At 55.4% G+C, this 18,876-nt stretch carries 17 protein-coding genes; 6 read left to right on the forward strand and 11 right to left on the reverse strand.

Going from position 1 to position 18,876, the window contains the following annotated elements:
- Nucleotides 1–1,044, reverse strand: a 1,044-nt coding sequence (locus L977_RS01045) for an ATP-binding cassette domain-containing protein (RefSeq protein ID WP_047624376.1), incomplete at its 3' end; no start/stop codon positions are given.
- A 222-nt stretch (nt 1,045–1,266) separates the two neighbouring features.
- On the opposite strand from L977_RS01045, the gene ldtB reads away from it, so the two are divergent.
- Nucleotides 1,267–2,187 (forward strand): L,D-transpeptidase, encoded by a 921-nt coding sequence (gene ldtB / locus L977_RS01050; protein WP_014883119.1) that lies wholly within the window; start codon nt 1,267–1,269, stop codon nt 2,185–2,187.
- A gap of 42 nt (nt 2,188–2,229) precedes the next feature.
- Here the strand turns inward: ldtB and L977_RS01055 are convergent, their stop codons facing one another.
- The 9 genes from L977_RS01055 to mntR all read right to left on the reverse strand — a co-directional run bounded on the left by L977_RS01055 (nt 2,230) and on the right by mntR (nt 12,883).
- A complete protein-coding gene (locus L977_RS01055) occupies nt 2,230–2,946 on the reverse strand; it encodes a GntR family transcriptional regulator (protein WP_014883118.1) in 717 nt (238 codons plus the stop codon).
- A 15-nt stretch (nt 2,947–2,961) separates the two neighbouring features.
- Nucleotides 2,962–4,284, reverse strand: a complete 1,323-nt coding sequence (locus tag L977_RS01060; protein ID WP_014883117.1) for a PTS sugar transporter subunit IIC — start codon at nt 4,282–4,284, stop codon at nt 2,962–2,964.
- A 51-nt stretch (nt 4,285–4,335) separates the two neighbouring features.
- A complete protein-coding gene (locus L977_RS01065; RefSeq protein ID WP_047624351.1) occupies nt 4,336–5,712 on the reverse strand; it encodes a glycoside hydrolase family 1 protein in 1,377 nt (458 codons plus the stop codon).
- A gap of 161 nt (nt 5,713–5,873) precedes the next feature.
- On the reverse strand, nt 5,874–6,914 hold the full coding sequence (locus L977_RS01070) for an aldo/keto reductase (protein WP_014883115.1): 1,041 nt from the start codon (nt 6,912–6,914) through the stop codon (nt 5,874–5,876).
- 102 nt (nt 6,915–7,016) lie between these two features.
- On the reverse strand, nt 7,017–8,540 hold the full coding sequence (locus L977_RS01075; protein WP_047624353.1) for an efflux transporter outer membrane subunit: 1,524 nt from the start codon (nt 8,538–8,540) through the stop codon (nt 7,017–7,019).
- Nucleotides 8,540–10,111, reverse strand: coding sequence for a DHA2 family efflux MFS transporter permease subunit (locus L977_RS01080; RefSeq protein WP_047624354.1), 1,572 nt, complete (start codon nt 10,109–10,111; stop codon nt 8,540–8,542). The genes L977_RS01075 and L977_RS01080 overlap by 1 nt, the downstream gene beginning before the upstream one ends.
- Nucleotides 10,108–11,202, reverse strand: a complete 1,095-nt coding sequence (locus tag L977_RS01085) for an HlyD family secretion protein (protein ID WP_047624356.1) — start codon at nt 11,200–11,202, stop codon at nt 10,108–10,110. Before L977_RS01085 ends, L977_RS01080 begins: the two co-directional genes overlap by 4 nt.
- 101 nt (nt 11,203–11,303) lie before the next feature.
- The gene (locus L977_RS01090; RefSeq protein WP_023332471.1) at nt 11,304–12,413 is read right to left on the reverse strand and encodes an anion transporter; all 1,110 of its coding nucleotides are present in this window, start codon (nt 12,411–12,413) and stop codon (nt 11,304–11,306) included.
- Entirely contained in the window at nt 12,410–12,883 is a 474-nt protein-coding gene (gene mntR / locus L977_RS01095; RefSeq protein ID WP_014169260.1) for a manganese-binding transcriptional regulator MntR, read from the reverse strand. Before mntR ends, L977_RS01090 begins: the two co-directional genes overlap by 4 nt.
- Before the next feature lie 183 nt (nt 12,884–13,066).
- Between mntR and mntS the strand changes: the two genes are divergently transcribed.
- Together mntS and L977_RS01105 are read left to right on the forward strand one after the other, a co-directional pair.
- The gene (gene mntS / locus L977_RS01100; protein ID WP_014831181.1) at nt 13,067–13,195 is read left to right on the forward strand and encodes a manganase accumulation protein MntS; all 129 of its coding nucleotides are present in this window, start codon (nt 13,067–13,069) and stop codon (nt 13,193–13,195) included.
- Nucleotides 13,196–13,478: 283 nt separating this feature from the next.
- Nucleotides 13,479–15,062, forward strand: a complete 1,584-nt coding sequence (locus L977_RS01105) for a phosphoethanolamine transferase (protein WP_047624360.1) — start codon at nt 13,479–13,481, stop codon at nt 15,060–15,062.
- A gap of 111 nt (nt 15,063–15,173) precedes the next feature.
- Here L977_RS01105 and ompX read toward each other — a convergent pair whose 3' ends face one another.
- Complete coding sequence (ompX, locus tag L977_RS01110; RefSeq protein ID WP_014883110.1) at nt 15,174–15,692, reverse strand: outer membrane protein OmpX; 519 nt, start codon at nt 15,690–15,692, stop codon at nt 15,174–15,176.
- A 355-nt stretch (nt 15,693–16,047) separates the two neighbouring features.
- Between ompX and rhtA the strand changes: the two genes are divergently transcribed.
- The 3 genes from rhtA to glnH all read left to right on the forward strand — a co-directional run bounded on the left by rhtA (nt 16,048) and on the right by glnH (nt 18,844).
- Entirely contained in the window at nt 16,048–16,935 is an 888-nt protein-coding gene (rhtA, locus tag L977_RS01115) for a threonine/homoserine exporter RhtA (protein WP_014883109.1), read from the forward strand.
- A 299-nt stretch (nt 16,936–17,234) separates the two neighbouring features.
- Nucleotides 17,235–17,738: a DNA starvation/stationary phase protection protein Dps gene (dps, locus tag L977_RS01120; RefSeq protein ID WP_008501171.1), complete on the forward strand. Its 504-nt coding sequence runs from the start codon at nt 17,235–17,237 to the stop codon at nt 17,736–17,738.
- A 362-nt stretch (nt 17,739–18,100) separates the two neighbouring features.
- On the forward strand, nt 18,101–18,844 hold the full coding sequence (gene glnH, locus L977_RS01125) for a glutamine ABC transporter substrate-binding protein GlnH (RefSeq protein ID WP_014883108.1): 744 nt from the start codon (nt 18,101–18,103) through the stop codon (nt 18,842–18,844).
- Nucleotides 18,845–18,876 lie beyond the last annotated feature (32 nt).

An 18,876-nucleotide genomic window follows, 5' to 3' on the forward strand; every position in this document is an offset into this window, starting at 1 on the left:
AATCTTCTCGCCCACTTCCAGCAGCAGGTTGAAGTTTTTAAACAGCGGACCTTCATCGAAGCCTTTGGTAAGGGCTTCCACTTCCAGCGCGTTACGGAACAGTTTCTTGTCCTGCTCGAAGCGGATGAACGGGTTCTGACGGCTGGAGGCTTTGACTTCTTCCAGCTTGATTTTGTCGATCTGACGGGCGCGGGACGTCGCCTGACGAGACTTAGAGGCGTTCGCGCTGAAGCGGCTGACGAAGGATTGCAGATCCGCAATCTGCGCTTTCTTCTTGGCGTTGTCGGCCAGCAGGCGTTCACGCGCCTGGGTCGCAGCCGTCATGTATTCGTCGTAGTTGCCCGGGTACACGCGCAGCTCGCCGTAGTCCAGATCCGCCATGTGCGTACAGACCATGTTCAGGAAGTGACGGTCGTGCGAAATGATGATCATGGTGCTGTCGCGGTCGTTCAGCGTCTGCTCCAGCCAGCGGATGGTGTCGATGTCCAGGTTGTTCGTTGGTTCGTCGAGAAGCAGGATGTCCGGGTTAGAGAACAGCGCCTGCGCCAGCAGGACACGCAGCTTCCAGCCTGGCGCGACTTCACTCATCGGGCCGTAATGCTGTTCAACAGGAATGCCCACGCCCAGCAGCAGCTCGCCCGCACGCGCTTCAGCTGAATAGCCATCCATCTCGCCGTAATGCGTTTCCAGTTCGGCCACTTTGTAGCCGTCCTCTTCGCTCATTTCAGCCAGTGCGTAAATGCGATCGCGCTCCTGCTTCACTTCCCACAGCTCCGCGTGCCCCATGATCACGGTGTCCAGCACGGTGAACTCTTCGAAGGCGAACTGATCCTGACGCAGCTTACCGATGCGCTCGTTCGGATCGAGCGACACGTTGCCAAGCGTCGGCTCCAGGTCGCCGCCGAGGATCTTCATAAAGGTGGATTTTCCGCTACCGTTGGCACCAATCAGGCCGTAACGGTTGCCGCCGCCAAATTTGACGGAAATGTTTTCGAACAGCGGCTTACTGCCAAACTGCATAGTGACGTTGCTGGTAACTAACACGGGGAGATTCCTGCGAAAAGTGTGATAAACACGGCATTATGCCACAATTCCGAATTGAGATCCCGTGTTGCGGCAATCCACTAAACTTTAACAAAATCGAAAAAAATGTGATTTCGTACACATCTGAATTCCCTGCGAGCGGGAATGCACATATAATGCGCTCCCATCATAGATTCAGACTTATCAACTCATCGCCTGAATGGCTTAGATACCTCGCACAACATGAACATGAAATTAACAACGCTTTTTGCGGCGGCGTTAGCCGTAGTAGGTTTTTGTAAGACCGCGTCTGCGGTGACGTATCCCCTGCCGACAGACGGAAGCCGTCTGGTGGGCGAAAACCAGGTGGTGACGGTACCAGAAGGTAACTCTCAGCCGCTGGAGTATTTCGCCGCACAGTACCAGCTGGGCCTGTCCAACATGCTGGAAGCAAACCCGGGCGTTGACCCGTATCTGCCAAAAGCGGGTACCGTACTGAATATTCCTCAGCAGCTGATCCTGCCGGATACCGTTCATGAAGGTATCGTCATTAACAGCGCCGAAATGCGTCTGTATTACTACCCGAAAGGCACCAACACCGTTATCGTGCTGCCAATCGGTATCGGCCAGCTGGGTAAAGACACCCCAATGAACTGGACCACCAAAGTTGAGCGTAAGAAAGCGGGCCCAACCTGGACCCCTACCGCCAAAATGCACGCAGAATACATCGCTGCCGGCGAACCGCTGCCAGCCGTTGTGCCAGCCGGCCCGGATAACCCGATGGGTCTGTACGCGCTGTACATTGGCCGTCTGTACGCCATTCATGGCACCAACGCCAACTTCGGTATCGGCCTGCGCGTAAGCCACGGCTGCGTGCGTCTGCGTAACGACGACATCAAGTTCCTGTTCGAAAACGTGCCGGTCGGTACGCGCGTGCAGTTCATTAACGAACCGGTAAAAGCCACCACTGAGCCAGACGGTAGCCGTTACATTGAAGTGCACAACCCGCTGTCTACCAGCGAAGACCAGATCAACAACAACGAAGTCGTCCCTGTTACGCTGAACAGCGCGGTGCAGGCGGTGACTTCACAGCCTGACGTGGAAACGACCATCGTTGACCAGGCCGTGCAGAACCGCTCCGGTATGCCGGTGCGTTTGAACTAATAACGAGCATTAAAAAAGCGGGCTTCGATGCCCGCTTTTTTTTTACCCGTTATTCACGATAACTATCCCGCCGTGGTCGTACCGATAGTGGCAGTGGGCATATTCCAGCGGCGTGCCATCTTCCAGATAAATGACCTGCTCCACCTCCAGCACCGGATCGGTTTCCTCGCAGACCAGATGTTGCCTGTCCAGCGCATTGGGTTTTAGCGCCCGCACCACCCTGTATGACCCCATAATTTTCAGCCCCAGCGTCTCCTGAACATACTGAAACACCGAACCGTCAAGATGGCTTTTCGTCAGGCCGGGCACCAGGGTCATCGGCATGACCGTTGAATCCAGCGACATCGGTTCACCGTTTAATAAACGCAGGCGAATGAAATCATAGACCGGCGCATCGGCATTAATCATCAGCGACGCCTGCTCTTTCTCGTTCGGGAAGCGCAGTTCAAAATGCACCACCTGGCTCGTGACCGTACCCAGATGTTCCCAGGTTTTGGTGGCACCAAAATAGTCGCTGCCGGAGAGATCCCACTGGGAAAGCTGAAGGAAGTTTTTGCGGATAAAGGTGCCCTGCCCCTGACGGGTATAAACCAGACCTTCTACAATCAGCTGGCGCATCGCCTGCTGGATGGTCATCCGGCTGGTGCTGAACTCCGCTGCCAGCGCAAACTGGTCCGGCAGGGGTTCGTTGGCGGCGTACTGCTGGCTGATAATGCGTTTTTTAATTTCCCGCGCTATGGTGATGTACTTCGCCGCCATCGTCCTTCCTTTCAGTTAGTTTTCTATCCCGCTGTTTTTCAACGCCACTCGCTCGGCAATCTTGAGGAAAGGCAGGTAGAAGAATACACCAAAAACAATGATTGCCAACTGCACCACCACCGCCCGCCAGTCCCCTGCCGTGGCCAGCCAGGCGCTCAGAATCGGCGGCGTGGTCCACGGGATCATCACCACGCAGCGCGACATTAACCCCAGCGTGGTGCAGAGCCAGGCAACGTAAATGCCAATCGCGGGCAACAGCACAAACGGGATCATCAGCGGCAGGTTAAAGACAATCGGCAGGCCAAAAATCACCGGCTCGTTGATGTTGAATAAACCGGGCGCCAGCGACAGGCGCGCCACCTGCTTCGCCGACTTCTGCCGGGAGAAGATAAAGATGGCGATCAGCAGCGAAATGGTGCTGCCCGTCCCGCCCACCATGCCAAACGTCGGCACGAAGATGTTGTTGATGATATGCGGGATGGGCTGGCCATTGGCAAAGGCCAGCATGTTCTCGTTGGTGTTGATCAGCAGGAACGGTTCCAGTACCACGCTGTTGACCACCGACTGATGAATCCCGAGCGTGAACAGGAAGTTACCGAAGCTGTAGATAAAAATCGTTCCTGGCAGGCTGGTGTTGATCAGCCGCAGCGGCTGCTGGATAAAGGTCGTGATGAGATGGATCAGGTCCGTGTGCAGCACGTTTGCCAGCAGTGCTGCCAGCACGGCAAATACTGACAATGTCAGAATGGTTGGGATCAGCGCGGTAAAGGATTTACTCACCGCCGGAGGCACATTTTCCCCCAGCGAAATGTGTAGCGCCTTGAGCCGCGAAATGGCAATAAACAGCTCCGTTGAGAGTAGCCCGATCAGCACTCCGGCAAAAATCCCGGTAGAGCCGATATTGGCGAACGTCAGTACCTGAGTGACGTTCACCGTGGTCTCGCTGCCGACAGGCGTCAACTGCAGGCGCATCGGCATCATGATGATAAAACTGCTGACAGCGATAACCACTGCCGAGACCGGATTGTCGAAATCTTTATTGCGCGCCAGCGACCAGGCAATCATCGGGGCCAGCAGCAGCGCGGCGATATTCAGCGTGCCGTTGATTATCGCCTCCCCCCAGACCTTAAACTGCGTGAGCGTGTCGCCGTCAAAAATCCACGGGAACACCACGTTGTTCACCAGCACCGCCAGACCGGCGAGGATGAAAATCGGCATCACCGTGGCGAAGGCATCGCGCAGGGAGCGCAGGTGCACCTGGTTTGCCAGGCGCGCCGAGAACTCAACAAATTTATCGACAAAGGACTGCATATGCGGTGTGATTTTTGTTTCAGACATAGCGGATAGTTCCCATCAATCAGTCACAAAAACGGCCCGGCAGCGTACGGCTTACATCTCGCGTCCGTTGGTATGAATGACCTGTTTCAGCCAGGCGTAGCTTTTCTTCGGCACGCGCTTCAGGTCTTTCAGGTCGTGGTTTTCTCGGTTGACGTAGACCACGCCGTAGCGCTTACGCATGTCGCCCTGGGAGCTGAGAATGTCGATTAACCCCCAGCCGAGGTAGCCGATGACCTCTGCGCCATCTTCGAACATCGCCGCTTTCATTGCGTCGATATGCGCCCGGTGGTAGTCGATGCGGTAGGTGTCCTCAATCGGGTTGACGCCGTCCCAGGACTCAATCACGCCAATACCGTTTTCAATCGGGAAGACCGGCATCCGCCAGTCGTTGGCGTAGCGGGTGATGATGGTGCGAAAGCCCATAGGGTCGATCTGCCAGTTCCACTCGGTGGCTTTCAGGTACGGGTTATTTTTTTCACCGTGTAGCAGGTAATAGTTGACCGGCGTGCCTTCCGGGATGGCATCGCTGTCCAGCGTTTTGCTGGCGTAATAGCTGAAGGCCATATAGTCGTTTTTGGTGCGCGCCAGCAGCGCTAAATCTTCGTCGCGGTAGATATCGCCAAAGCCTTCCTGCTCCACCACCGCCATCACCGCCGGGCTGTAACCCTGACCCGCAAAAACGCGCAGCAGGTTCTGGTTGAGGAATTCATCGTACTGCTGGGCGCAGAAGATATCGCGCGGTTTGCAGGTCGCCGGGTAAATCAACTGGTGCGCCAGCATGCCGCCCATCAGCTGGCCCGGTTTGGTCTGGTGCAGATACTCGGTCAGCGACATATGCGCCACCATCGCATGGTGCTGTAACTCATAGAGCTCGCGAAGGGTTTGCTCCCCTTTCAGGTAACCGGAAATGCGGAAGGCTTCCGGCATATGGAAAATGTTCTGCTCGTTGAAGGTCAGCCAGTACTTCACCCGGTCGCCAAAGCAGTCGATCATCTTCTTGCCGTAGCGGATAAAGGCCTCCATCACGCGGCGATCGTTAAACCCGTTGTACTCCTGCGCCAGCGCCAACGGCATATCGAAGTGATAGAGGCAGATCATCGGCTCGATGCCGCGCGCGATAAGATCGTCAATAAAGCGGTCGTAAAACGCGATCGCCTCGTCGTTGAACGCGCCATCACCCTGCGGGCAGACACGGCTCCATGAGATCTGAAAGCGGTAGCAGTTCATGCCCAGATCCTGCATCAGGTCGAAATCTTCCCTGTAGCGGTGGTAGGAGTCGGTCGCCACTTTCCAGTCGGAGATATTTTCCCCGGCTTCACGAATGTCGTAGACCGACATGCCCTTTCCGCCCTCGTTCCATGCCCCTTCCGTCTGCATGCTGGAGACCGAGTTGCCCCATAAAAAATTGGCTGGCAGCGATGTATTCATGCTCTCTCCCTATATGACTAGTCATTTTAAATTTCATGACTAGTCATATAGGCGAAGATGAAAAGGGGATCAAAGGGGAGGATCGTTTTTTGTGAGATGGATTGAAATAATGCCTACGGAAAGCAGCCCCGGTAAGCGAAGCGCCACCGGGGAGAGGACGGTTATTGCTGTGCAAGCTGGTTACGACGATATTCCCCCTGGCGCTCAAGCATCCAGCCCGGGTATTCCCCCGGCAACGCGCTGACGGCATCAAGCTTTTTAAGCTCGTCTTCGCTTAAGCGGATCCCGGTTGCGGCGATATTGTCATTCAACTGATCGACGCGTTTCGCGCCCACGATCACGCTAGTTACCGCTTTCTGATGAAGCAGCCACGCCAGCGCGATCTGCGCGACGGAGACGCCTTTGCTTTCGGCAATCGTGCGCATTACATCCACGCAGTCGAAGGCGCGATCTTTATTGACCGGCGGGAAGTCAAACTCCAGACGGCGCCCGCCCGATTCGCTCTGCCCGTTGCGATCGTATTTCCCGCTCAGCAGACCGCCCGCCAGCGGGCTCCAGACCATCAGCCCGACGCCTTCGCTCTGCATCATCGGCACCAGCTCGCGCTCAAGATCGCGCCCGGCGATGGTGTAATACGCCTGCAAAGACGCGAAGCGTGCCAGCCCCAGACGCTCGGAGATGCCAAGCGCTTTGGCAATCTGCCACGCTGCCCAGTTCGAGACGCCGATATAGCGCACGTGGCCGTGCTGTACCAGGGTATCCAGCGCACGGAGCGTCTCTTCAATGGGGGTGGCAGGGTCAAAGCCGTGCAGCTGGTAGAGATCGATATGATCCAGCTGCAGGCGGCGCAGACTCTCCTTCACGCTGCCGATGATGTGATATCGCGAGCTGCCGCGCGAGTTCACGCCCGCGGTGCCGGTTTCACCGAACACTTTGGTCGCGACCACCACGTTCTCCCGCGGAACTTTCAGGTTCTTCAGCGCCTGGCCGGTGATCTCCTCCGAGCGCCCTTCCGAGTAAACGTCGGCGGTGTCGATAAAGTTGATCCCGGCATCCAGCGCGCGGCCCACCAGCTGTTCGGCTTCGCTCTGCTGCAGCTGGCCAATCTTGCCCCACATGCCGCCTTCCCCGCCGAAGGTCATGGTTCCGAGGCAGAGTTCAGAAACAAACAGACCGGTGTTGCCCAGTTTTTGATAACGCATAAGTCATTCCTCACATGTCGAATGGGTGCCAGTTAGTTATACCCGCCCCTCTGTCATCGCGAATGTGGCGTTCCTGTCCGTTTCTTGCCCAATCCTCTGAATTTATCCGCGCGGGGCGTCGCCAAAGACGCTGTAATCCGGGAGCTGCACCTGCTGATACGGCTCCCAGCCGCCGCCAAGCGCCTTGTAGAGCGCCACCAGGTCGAGCGCGCTTTGTACCTGCGCCTGAGCGCGCTGCTGCTGAGCCTGGGCGAGCTGACGCTGGGCATCCAGTACGTCGATAAAGCTGGCGATGCCCTGTCGGTAACTGTCGCTGGCTAAGTCAAAGGCGTTTTGCAGGGCGTCGATCGTTTTTGCGAGGCCGGCTTCACGCTGCTGGTCGGTGCGGTAGCTGACGAGCGCGTTTTCAACATCGCCGAGCGCGGTGAGCACCGTCTGCCGATAGTCCAGCACCGCTGCCCCCTGCTGCGCGCGCGCCACCTTCACGCTGGAGACCAGTCGTCCGCCCTGGAAAATTGGAATAGAAACCTGCGGGCCGAAGCTGTAGAAATGGCTGCTCCAGTCGGTCAGCCAGTTGGTTTCGCTGTTACGCAGGCCAAACTGCCCGGAGAGGGTAAAGCTCGGGAACAGCTCGGCCACCGAGACGCCGATTTGCGCCGTGGCGGCATGAAGATTCGCCTCCGCCTCACGCACGTCCGGACGACGGCGCGCCAGCGTGGACGGAATGCCCGTTTGCACGATATCCGGCAGCGCAGGCATTGACTGCGCTGACTGGAGTTCGGCATCCAAAGCGCCCGGCGGCTTGCCGAGGAGGATTGCCAGGCCGTTCATCGCCTGCCGCGCCTGCGCCTGATATTGCGGCAGTTGCGCTTCCAGATTTCCCAGCTGCGCCCGGGCATTTTCTACGTCCATCTGTGGCGAGAGCCCGCCGCGCTGGCGGCTTTCGGTGAGATCCAGCGTCTGCTGCGCGCTCTCAATCTGGGTGTTCAGGGTGGCGATAATGCTCTGCGCGCCGCGCAGCTGTAGCCACGCCCGCGCCACTTCCGCTTCCAGCGACACCAGCGCGTCGTTACGCTGCTCGATAGCCGCCTTCTGCTGGGCTTCCGCGGCTTCCACCTGACGGCGCACCTTGCCCCACAGGTCAATTTCCCACTGGGCGTCGAAACTGCCCTGGTAGAGGTTGATCGGCTGCGTCAGCGGGCCTAACGCGCCCCGCAGGGCTGGATCGACATTATCCAGCTGGTCATACACGCCGTGGGATTTCAGCTCGCCTTCCAGCCCGAGCTGTTGGCGCGTCGCCTGTAGATTGCCGTTAACCGACGGGAAAAATGCTCCGCCTGCCTGATTAATCTGTTCACGTGCCCCGGCGATGCGTAGCACCGTTTGCTGCAGGGTCAGGTTTCCGGCAATAGCCCGTTCAACGAGGCTATCGAGCTGCGGCGAGCCGAAGGTTTTCCACCAGCGCGGGTTGGTCGCAGCGGAGGTGGTTTTCGATTTCACGCCACTGTCGCCCTTATCGTTCCAGTGCGTGACGGCCGGCGGCGCGGGTGGCTGGTAATCCGGTCCCACGGCACAGCCAGCCAGCAGCAGCATTATCATCAGGGGGTGTAAACGTCTGTGTATCATCAATGTGCTCCTGCACTCCCCTCGCTCTTAACCGGCGAGAGCAACAAACAAAACGGAATCAGTAACAAGGCCACCACGCTCAGCAGGGTGAAGACGTCGATGTAGGCCAGGAAGCGCGACTGCTCGATCATGGTCTGGTACATCCGCCCGGTGGCAATGCCGGTTGGGTCACCCACCTGAGTCGTGAAGTTCTGGATCGCCTGGGCGCTTTCGCGTATCGCCTGCTGAAACTGCTCGTTAAACGGTGAAGCGTGATACGCCAGATGCGCGCTATGGGCCTGCGAACGTTCGGTAATGGCCGCCGTCGAGAGAGAAATCCCAATCGAGCCCGCCACGTTGCGGAACATGGTAAACAGCGCCGCCGCGTCGGCGTTGAGCCGTCTCGGTATCGAGATGAAGGCAATCGTGGTGAGCGGCACAAACAGGAACCCCAGCCCAATCGACTGAGCGCTGCGGAACAGCACCAGAGTTTCGAAGTCGATATCCGGCGTCAGCGTACGTGACCAGAAGAACGAGACCGCCAGGCAGGTAAAGCCAAAGGCGATAATCCAGCGCGTCTGCACCACCGGCATGAGCTTCAGCACCAGCGGGATGGTGAGTACAATCAGCACCGCGCCGGGCGACAGCACCAGCCCCGACCAGGTGGCGGTATAGCCCAGATCCTGCTGCGCCAGCTGCGGGATCACCACCGAGCTGCCGTATAAAATCATCGCCATCCCAGCCATTAACAGGCTGGAGATCGCGAAGTTGCGGTCTTTCATACAGTGCAGATCCACCACCGGCTTTCTGGCATACACCAGCCAGTAGATCGCGCCGATGATGCCGATCAGCGTCAGCACGGCGAAAGTGCGGATAAAGTTTGAGTAGAACCAGTCTTCATCCTCTCCCCGGTCCAGCATCACCTGCAAACAGCCGAGCCCTAAGGCGATCAGCCCGATCCCCGTCCAGTCGATGGTTAGCTTCTCTTTCGATTTACTCTCCCACGGCGGATCTTCCAGCAGCTGATAGATCGCCAGTACCGTGACGATCCCCACCGGGATGTTGATAAAGAACACCCAGCGCCAGGAGTAGTTGTCGGTGATCCAGCCGCCGAGCGTCGGGCCGAGCACCGGCGCAACGATAATCGCAATAGAGGAGAGACCAAACGCTTTGCCCCGGTCCTCCGGCTTGAAGTAGTCGAGCAGCACCGACTGCTGGGTAGGCTGCAACCCGCCGCCAAAGAAGCCCTGCATCACGCGGAACAGGATGATCTGCCACAGCTCGGTGGCGATCCCGCACAGGAACGAGCAGACGGTGAACATCACAATGCAGATTAAGAAGAACTGCTTGCGGCCAAATACCCGGCTCAGAAACGCCGAGATGGGCAGCACGATGCCGTTCGCCACCAGATAGCTGGTTAAAACCCAGGTCGATTCGTCATAGCTGGAGGAGAGCGAACCCGCGACGTGCGGCAGCGCCACGTTAACGATGGTGGTGTCCAGAATTTCCATAAACACCGCCAGGGTGACCACAATCGCCACCGCCCACGGGTTACTGGCGGGTTTCCAGCTGTCGTGGCTATGATCCGTCATTCCACTGTCACCTTCGGCGCCACCGACAGCCCCAGCGGCAGCGGTTTATTCGGGTCGAGTCCCTTATCAATCACGATTTTCACCGGCACGCGCTGCACAATTTTGACGAAGTTGCCGGTGGCATTTTCTGCCGGGAAAGCGGAGAAGCGTGAGCCACTGCCCTGCTGAATACTGTCGACGTGGCCCTCAAGTTCCATATCCGGCCACGCATCCACGGAGACGGTGACCTTATCGCCGGGCTTCATGCGTTCAAGCTGGGACTCTTTAAAGTTCGCCACCACCCATACGTTAGGGGAAACCAGTGAGAACAGCGCGGTGCCCGCCTGCACCAGCGTCCCGGGCTGCACGTTGCGTTTGGTGACAAAGCCGTCGAACGGGGCGCGGACTTCGGTGTAGGAGAGATTCAGATTGGCCGTTTCGAGCTGCGCTTTCGCCTGCTCGACCTGACGCTCACGCGCTTCAACGTTGGTTTCCTGCTGGCGAATTTGCAGTTGAACCTGCTCCGCCACTTCCAGCTGCGCCTGGGCGCTGGCCAGTGCAGCCTGTGCGCTGCGTAGCTGTGCGTTCGCAGAATCAATACTTTGTTGCGTGGTCGCCCGCGGGTCGACGCCGCGTTGACGACGGTACTCCGCCTCCGCGTTCGCCAGATCGGCCTGCGCTTTCAGTACCTGCGCTTTCGCTTCGTCACGCTGGGCAGGATACTGCACTTTTGAGAGCGCCAGCTGCGCCTGGGCCTGATGGAGCTGCGCGATAGCCAGTCCAAGCTGAGCCTGAGCCTGATCGCGCTGGGCGGTGGTATCGCGTTGATCGATAACCACCAGCAGATCGCCTTTTTTCACGCGCTGGTTATCGCGCACGTGCAGCCCGGTGACATAGCCCGCCGTTTTGGGGGCAATCGTCACCACATCGCCATCGGTAAAGGCGTCGTCAGTTGTCTCTTCGTTACGGGTTAAAAACCACCAGACCAGCGCCACGACAACCATCACTACCACGACAATGCCGAGGATAATTAACGGTTTTTTGCCCGGTCGCTTACGTTCATTATTGTTGTTTTCCTGCTCGTCAGCAGGCGTTTTTTGATCTTCAGCCATAGTTCAGCAACGGTCCTGTCAGTGAGCGGCATCACACTATGCCGTTCACTAAAGCTAGGACGTTGCTATACGTTTGCCAGGAAAAACTGACAAATTGCGCACTATATGAGAAGGAATAATCCGAAACCGATCGCCGCAGCCCACACCAGCATGGGGAGAGACCAGAGATGGAAGCGCCACCAGATACGACGATCGCTGGCCATACGCAGGGCGATGAGGTTTGCCAGCGAGCCGGGCAGCAGCCCAAACCCGCCAATGTTCACCGCCCAGGCCAGAAGGGTGTCAGGCGGAACATAGTTGAGCAGCAGAATGGTGGAAGGCACGTTGCTGATAAACTGCGACAGGCCAATGGCCGTCAGCCACAGACCCGGCTGAGACAGCGTGCTGACGCTGTGCAACACGTTTTGCAGCACCGGAAGCTGGATAAGAAGATGCACATCAATAAACATCGCCATAAAGACCAGCAGCAGCGTCCAGTCCACGCTCACCAGCACCCGGCGTGCCAGCACGACAAAGCCTGCGGCGACCAGCAGCACACCCGCCAGCTCAACCTTCAGTTCCAGCGCGATGAGAAAGACGATGTACAACCCGAGGCAGCTCCAGACCAGACGCGGCTGCCACTGCGGGCCCGCGGTTCCGCTATGGTACTGCAGTTTTTTATCCGGAAAAGCAAACCAGCATACCGCCAGTAGCGACAGCATCATCACCAGTGCCAGCGGGGCCATCTGCCAGGTAAAGGCGGCAAACGACAGGCCGGACCGCCCCCAGAGCAGGATATTTTGCGGGTTGCCGATAGGGGTCAACAGAGAACCGGCGTTCACGGCCAGCGCTTCAAAGATGATCAGCCGGCTGACCGGGATCTCGCAAAGCCTGCGTAGCGTCAGCGTGAGGGGCACGATGATAAACAGTGCCACATCGTTGGTCAGAAACGTCGACAGCACCGCAGCGGAGAAGACCATAAACAGCGCCAGCCTGCGCTCGGTGGCAAAGCGGCGCACCATTTTACGGCCCAGCACGTCAAAATAGCCGCTCAGCTCAACCCCTTTGGTCAGCATCATTAACCCACTCAGGGTAATGATGGTGCGCCAGTCAATGGCGGCAACCCAGGCGCGGGGCGCAAACGGCACAAAGAGGCTTAACCCTGCGCCAATGATTAATAAGAGATGGAAGAAACGATCGCGTGCCAGGGCATGCAGTCCGGGGATTTTCATTCAGCGGAGGGACCGTATTTAAGGGTAAATTCACGAAACTTCACCAGCGTCTCTTCACTTACGTGGTGCTCCATTCCTTCCGCATCCCGGCGGGCAATCTCCGGGCTAACGCCCAGTACCAGTAAAAAGTTCTCGACCAACTGGTGACGCTCGCGGCTCTCCTGCGCAAGCTTCTCCCCTTCCGGCGTCAGAAATACACCGCGCCAGGGGATCATTTCAATTAAGCCCACCGAAGCCAGACGTTTTAACATTTTAGCCACTGTCGGCTGTGATACCCCCAGTCTGGCGGCCATATCGACCTGCCGCGCTTCCCCGACTTCACGGATCAGATCGGAAATCAGCTCAACATAGTCATCAATCAGTTCACGACGGTGCGCTTCACGGACCTGGCGAAACCCTTCGACATGTTCTTCAACATTCACCAGCTGCGTCGTTTTTCTGATTGTTGGCTTACCTGCGCGACGGTTCATTGTACTTCCTCAGTGGGGTGACGCTTCCAGCGCCCGGTATCGAGAGCGCACATTGTAAACCATCCCTCTGCAAGCACAAAAAATTAACGAAATAGCCATAGCTATACAATATAGCCTGTGCTATATCTGTATGTAATGCAGTCACCCTTCACGGATCGAAGGGATCAAAAATCAGGAGGTCTTATGAACGAATTCAAGAGGTGTATGACCGTGTTTACCCACTCTCCCTTTAAAGTGCGCTTGATGCTGTTGAACATGCTGTGCGATATGTTTAACAACAAACCGCATCAGGACGACAAACCTTCCCACTAAGCGGCGTTGCGGTACGCCGCTTCATCTCTGCGTCACATTCCCGCTGTAAACTGGCTTCCGGCCGCCCTATTCCCGATCTTTTTTACGGATTTGCAATCCTCTTCGCAAAACATCTGTTGGGCAACTGTTGCTATTATTTTGCGCTCGCACTATCTTCTTGCAGCCCTGCACTATTTGCGGCTCGCTGAAGCGGACCCTCATTCCCTTTCTACGCACTGTCAGGCAGGTTATGACCCTTGACGCCAGGGTGAGCACATGGCGTTTTTATCCATGATAGTGACCTATGAATTTAACCCTGATAGATTCTGTCGTTACCCGTAGCCGGGCCTTAAGCCCGTGGACGGCGTTTTACTTTTTGCAGTCATTGCTGATTAACTTTGCACTCGGCTATCCCTTCAGCCTGCTGTATGCGGTGGCGTTCACCTGCATTCTGCATGTGCTGTGGCGGGCCGCTCCGCGCGTGCAAAAAACGCTGATTGGAATCTGTTCGCTGGTCGCTGCCCTCTATTTCCCGTTTGGCCAGGCTTATGGCTCGCCAAACTTTAATACCCTGCTCGCGCTGCACTCGACCAATATGGAAGAGTCGACGGAGATCCTGACCATCTTCCCGTGGTATAGCTACGTGGTAGGGCTCTTTATCTTCGCGCTGGGGGTTATTGCCCTCCGCCGTCATTCAGTTGAGAAAAAGTCCTGGGGCAAGATCGAAATTCTTTGTCTGGTATTCAGTATTGCCGTGGCGTTCGTCGCCCCCATCCAGAATATTCCCTGGGACGGTAAGTTAAGGCTCATTAACGTAGGCTATCCGGTTTTCCGCTTCGTGAAAGACGTTGTCGTGAATAACAGAGAAGTGCTCGACGAGCAGGCCCGCATGGCTGAACTTTCCAATAAGAAAGACACCTGGAACGTGCTGGCGGTGAAGCCGAAATACCATACCTACGTGGTGGTGATCGGCGAGAGTGCCCGTCGCGACGCAATGGGCGCATTCGGTGGACACTGGAATAACACGCCGTTTGCCAGCTCGGTCAATGGCACCCTGTTTACTGATTATGTCGCGGCCAGTGGCTCGACGCAGAAATCGCTGGGCCTGACGCTGAACCGTGTGGTAGAGGGCAAACCCCAGTACCAGGATAATTTTGTTACCCTGGCAAACCGCGCAGGTTTCCAGACATGGTGGTTCTCTAATCAGGGGCAAATTGGCGAATACGATACGGCCATCGCCAGTATCGCGAAGCGTGCTGACGAAGTGCAGTTCCTGAAGAGCGGTGACTTTGAGGCCGACAAAAATACGAAAGACGAAGCGTTGCTGAAAATGACGGCGCAGGTGTTTGCCACCCCACGCACCCAGCCTCAGCTGATTGTCCTTCACCTGATGGGCTCACACCCGCAGGCCTGCGATCGCACTGACGGGAAATACGCGGATTTCGTGCAGTCCAAAGAGACCTCTTGTTATCTCTACACCATGACGCAAACCGACGACCTGCTCAGCAAGCTGTACGATCAGCTGCGCAATACGGGCGACAGTTTCTCTGTGGTCTATTTCTCGGATCACGGGCTGGCGTTTAAAGAGCGTGGCAAAGAAGTGCAATACCTGGCCCATGACGACAAGTTCCAGCAGAACTTCCAGGTACCGTTTATGGTGCTGTCGAGTGATGATAAAACGCATCGCGTGATTAAAGCGCGCCGTTCGGCGAATGATTTCCTGCAGTTCTTCTCTCAGTGGACGGGGATTAAAGCCGAAGAGATAAAAAATACGTATCCGTTCATCTCCAACAAGAAAGCGCCCCCAGTGTACGTTACCAACTTCAAGTTACAGAAAGTTGACTATAACCATCTGGGTACGGATATTTTTGATATTAAGAGTAAGTGATTTCTGCCATCAGACTGATGCTCTCACCCTGACCCTCTCCCACGTGCAGAGGGAACAAACAAAAAAAAATCCGCCACATTGGGCGGATTTTTTATTCGATCACCGGAGTGATTAGAAGCGGTAACCTACGCCCGCGATCCAGGTGCCAACGTCAACGTTGCGGATACGGCTCTGCTCATAGGAGAAGTCCAGAGCAACGTCCTGGATTGGGTTGAACTGCAGGCCTGCGCCATAGGAGAAGCCGTAGTCGCTGGTGCTTGCAGTGCGGTTCAGACCCTGGTTTTCGGTCTGCTGGAATTTACCGTAGCCAACACCTACAACACCGTAGATGCTTGCCCAGTCATTCAGACGGTAAGCTGGACCAGCAGTGATACCGTAGTACTGGCCTTTGTTGTACGCGCCGTTTTCAGTACGATCTTTCTCGGTGTAGGTGAAAGAACCGATCACGCCCAGCGGGTTGTTATCCTGCTCGTAACGATACTTCAGGTTGAAACCGTTAGTTTTGTTCATTACGCCCTGCATATCGCTCTGAGCGTAACCACCGGTTACAGTAGAAGTAGCCGCTACAGCGGTACCTGCGGAAACAGCCAGTACAGCGGCCAGTGCTGAAAGACATGCAATTTTTTTCATAACCACCTCAAATGTGCTTCAAGTAAGTCCGTAAGTTTTAAATATATCAAAAAATTTTGCGAAACTCTTTGTGATTCGTGATGTCTAACGAGGTCTTTCCTGTAACAGAACGTTTCCAACCTCAGCTAACTCTTTCAAATCACATGCGATTTTTCCTACAAAACGCCCATATTGCGCGTCTGTGCTGTTACATTCATCCAGATTATTCCTAATCTTTAAGACGATTAATCCAGCAGTAGTTAACCATTTTACGGATTTCATGGGGCTTTTTTTTCAACAGAGTCTCAACCGTCGCTGTATATTTCCTTTACACTGCAACCTTTACTTCATTTGACAGAAGCTGACAGGAGAAAGGATGCCTGGGTTATCCCGCACGTCGTCGGTCTGGTTGCCGGTAGCAGTCATACTCATTGCCATGTTGTCCATTCAAAGCGGTGCCTCGCTGGCAAAATCGCTCTTTCCACTGGTAGGGGCACCCGGGGTGACGGCCCTGCGTATCGTGCTGGGCACGGCGATACTGGTTGCCATTTTCAAACCCTGGCGTCTGCGCTTCAAAAAAGAGCAACGTCTCCCCCTGCTGTTTTATGGTCTGTCCCTTGGGGCGATGAACTATATGTTCTACCTCTCCATCCAGACCATCCCCCTCGGGATCGCCGTCGCGCTGGAGTTTACCGGTCCGCTTGCGGTGGCACTTTTCTCTTCCCGTCGTCCGGTGGATTTTATCTGGGTCGTATTGGCGGTGCTGGGCTTATGGTTCCTGTTGCCGCTCGGCCAGAATGTCACTGAGATTGATCTTACGGGTGCCGCGCTGGCTCTCGGAGCCGGTGCCTGCTGGGCCGTTTATATCCTCACCGGGCAGCGCGCAGGCGAAGAACATGGCCCGGCAACGGTCGCCCTGGGTTCCGTGATTGCGGCTATCGTTTTTGTGCCGATCGGTATGGCGCAGGCCACGGCGTCTATCTGGCAATGGTCAGTTATGCCCATTGGGCTGGCGGTCGCAGTGCTCTCAACGGCGCTCCCCTATTCTCTGGAGATGATCGCCCTGACGCGTCTGCCGACACGCATTTTTGGCACCCTGATGAGCATGGAGCCTGCCCTGGCGGCAATCTCCGGAATGGTATTCCTTGGCGAAACGCTGACGTTTACCCAGACGCTAGCACTCTGCTCTATTATTGCAGCCTCAATGGGGTCAACGCTCACCATGCGCCCGGAACCCAAAGTTGAGAAAATCGACATCAACTGATGCCATATATTCTGCATGGCTTTCTGGCCATGCAGAATAAAGGCCAGATCGTCAGGCGTTATAATTTCTTACATACTTTGTCATATTATCGAAATATCCTGCCAGGCCTGTTTTCTCTGTCATCAATTAAGATTGATCTGTATCAATTCTAAAATAATCTATTTATATCAACAAATTACATTATCAACCTCCTTCTTGCTATTAAACCGATAGGCACAGCCAGACCGCAGAGAAAAAATCCGGTGCTATACTTAGTTCCGTAATTACCTGGGACATTAACATCAAGAGGATATGAGATTATGAGTACCGCTAAACTGGTGAAAACGAAAGCGTCTAATCTGCTTTATACCCGTAACGATGTATCGGATAGCGACAAAAAAGCGACCATTGAGTTGCTGAATCGCCAGGTGATCCAGTTCATCGATCTTTCGCTGATCACCAAACAGGCCCACTGGAATATGCGCGGTGCAAACTTTATTGCCGTTCATGAAATGCTGGATGGCTTCCGCACAGCACTGGTGACACACCTCGATACGATGGCTGAACGTGCCGTACAGTTGGGTGGTGTTGCGCTGGGTACCACGCAGGTTATCAACAGTAAAACGCCACTGAAAAGCTACCCGCTGGATATCCATACCGTTCAGGATCACCTGAAAGAGCTGGCAGACCGTTACGCGATTGTGGCCAATGACGTGCGCAAAGCGATTAGCGAAGCCAAAGATGAGGATACGGCAGATATCTTCACCGCCGCCTCCCGCGATCTGGATCAGTTCCTGTGGTTTATCGAATCTAACATCGAGTAATCCATACGATTTTTCTATCGAACCCTCGCCTTCCGGTGAGGGTTTTGCACATCTATGGTGCACACTTTTGGCCTGATACGGTGCAAAAGTGAAGAAATTGTAATAATCACCTCACACAACCGTTAATGGAAGATTGTTTTTTCGTCAGAATTTACGCTAAATATCTCCCCGTCAGTTGAGCCAAACGACGCGCACCAAAATGGTGCTCCATCATGGTGCAACACAACATCATTGCCCCGTTTTTTGTGCAATGCATGACTCCATCCCCTTTGTAAAACAACAGCTTGTAAAGTTGGCACGATTTTTTCATTGTGCCTGTCGTTCTCTCAGGGGATCGCCCCGTGGATATAAAAGGAAATGCTATGAAGTCTGTATTAAAAGTTTCACTGGCTGCACTTACCCTGGCTTTTGCGGTGTCCTCTCAGGCTGCCGACAAACTGGTTGTGGCGACCGACACGGCGTTCGTTCCGTTTGAATTCAAACAGGGTGATAAATACGTTGGTTTCGATGTTGATTTGTGGGCCGCTATCGCAAAAGAACTCAAACTGGATTACACCCTGAAGCCAATGGACTTCAGCGGCATCATCCCGGCACTGCAAACCAAAAACGTTGATCTGGCCCTGGCGGGTATCACCATCACCGAAGAGCGTAAAAAAGCGATCGACTTCTCTGACGGTTACTACAAAAGTGGTCTGCTGGTCATGGTCAAAGCCGATAACAATGACGTCAAAAGCGTGAAAGACCTCGACGGTAAAGTTGTCGCAGTGAAGGGCGGTACCGGTTCCGTGGATTACGCAAAAGCGAACATTAAAACCAAAGACCTGCGTCAGTTCCCGAACATCGACAACGCGTACATGGAACTCGGCACCAACCGTGCTGACGCTGTTCTGCACGACACACCGAACATCCTGTACTTCATCAAAACCGCAGGTAACGGCAAGTTCAAAGCGGTAGGCGACTCTCTGGAAGCACAGCAGTACGGTATCGCATTCCCGAAAGGCAGCGACGATCTGCGCACGAAAGTGAACGGCGCGCTGAAAACGCTGAAAGAGAACGGCACGTATAACGAAATCTACAAAAAATGGTTCGGTACTGAGCCTAAATAATTTCACCTGAAATCAGGTTTGTAACGCCCGGT

Source organism: Enterobacter sp. ZOR0014 (assembly GCF_000798855.1).
GTDB lineage: Bacteria > Pseudomonadota > Gammaproteobacteria > Enterobacterales > Enterobacteriaceae > Enterobacter > Enterobacter kobei.

What these genes read in the sequence shown, in the direction of transcription:
- ldtB (WP_014883119.1), top strand. Translation starts at nt 1,267, where the DNA reads ATGAACATGAAATTAACAACGCTTTTTGCGGCGGCGTTAGCCGTAGTA.
- L977_RS01055 (WP_014883118.1), bottom strand. Translation starts at nt 2,946, where the DNA reads ATGGCGGCGAAGTACATCACCATAGCGCGGGAAATTAAAAAACGCATT.
- L977_RS01060 (WP_014883117.1), bottom strand. Translation starts at nt 4,284, where the DNA reads ATGTCTGAAACAAAAATCACACCGCATATGCAGTCCTTTGTCGATAAA.
- L977_RS01065 (WP_047624351.1), bottom strand. Translation starts at nt 5,712, where the DNA reads ATGAATACATCGCTGCCAGCCAATTTTTTATGGGGCAACTCGGTCTCC.
- L977_RS01070 (WP_014883115.1), bottom strand. Translation starts at nt 6,914, where the DNA reads ATGCGTTATCAAAAACTGGGCAACACCGGTCTGTTTGTTTCTGAACTC.
- L977_RS01075 (WP_047624353.1), bottom strand. Translation starts at nt 8,540, where the DNA reads ATGATACACAGACGTTTACACCCCCTGATGATAATGCTGCTGCTGGCT.
- L977_RS01080 (WP_047624354.1), bottom strand. Translation starts at nt 10,111, where the DNA reads ATGACGGATCATAGCCACGACAGCTGGAAACCCGCCAGTAACCCGTGG.
- L977_RS01085 (WP_047624356.1), bottom strand. Translation starts at nt 11,202, where the DNA reads ATGGCTGAAGATCAAAAAACGCCTGCTGACGAGCAGGAAAACAACAAT.
- L977_RS01090 (WP_023332471.1), bottom strand. Translation starts at nt 12,413, where the DNA reads ATGAAAATCCCCGGACTGCATGCCCTGGCACGCGATCGTTTCTTCCAT.
- mntR (WP_014169260.1), bottom strand. Translation starts at nt 12,883, where the DNA reads ATGAACCGTCGCGCAGGTAAGCCAACAATCAGAAAAACGACGCAGCTG.
- mntS (WP_014831181.1), top strand. Translation starts at nt 13,067, where the DNA reads ATGAACGAATTCAAGAGGTGTATGACCGTGTTTACCCACTCTCCCTTT.
- L977_RS01105 (WP_047624360.1), top strand. Translation starts at nt 13,479, where the DNA reads ATGAATTTAACCCTGATAGATTCTGTCGTTACCCGTAGCCGGGCCTTA.
- ompX (WP_014883110.1), bottom strand. Translation starts at nt 15,692, where the DNA reads ATGAAAAAAATTGCATGTCTTTCAGCACTGGCCGCTGTACTGGCTGTT.
- rhtA (WP_014883109.1), top strand. Translation starts at nt 16,048, where the DNA reads ATGCCTGGGTTATCCCGCACGTCGTCGGTCTGGTTGCCGGTAGCAGTC.
- dps (WP_008501171.1), top strand. Translation starts at nt 17,235, where the DNA reads ATGAGTACCGCTAAACTGGTGAAAACGAAAGCGTCTAATCTGCTTTAT.
- glnH (WP_014883108.1), top strand. Translation starts at nt 18,101, where the DNA reads ATGAAGTCTGTATTAAAAGTTTCACTGGCTGCACTTACCCTGGCTTTT.